General features: G+C 70.8%; 1 pseudogene. It reads left to right on the forward strand.

What is annotated here, in order from left to right:
• Positions 1 to 305: pseudogene (locus ACEN88_RS35110) on the forward strand (hypothetical protein); the annotation flags it as partial.

The raw sequence follows: 305 nt of genomic DNA on the forward strand, positions 1-305 counted from the left end.
GTCCAGCGCGAGCCTGCAGCACGAGGGCGAGACGATGCTCGCGCTGCTGCGCCGCCTCGGCAACGCCAACCTGGCGCTGGTTTCTCCCCCGCACGGCCAGGTGTATTTCGCGCTGCCGCTCGCCGGCATGGTCCACTACGATGCCCGGCTGACCTGGCCACTGGCGCTGCTCTGCTGCGCGCTGGGCGCCTGGGCCTGCCGCGCGGCCCTGCGCAACCGCATCTCCGCCACCGACATCGTCGACGCCATGTTCAGCGTCCTGTTCATCACGATCTGCGCCACCTTCGCCGCGTACCTGTGCCGCG

Source organism: Massilia sp. CT11-108 (genome assembly GCF_047302915.1).
GTDB lineage: Bacteria > Pseudomonadota > Gammaproteobacteria > Burkholderiales > Burkholderiaceae_D > Telluria > Telluria orientalis.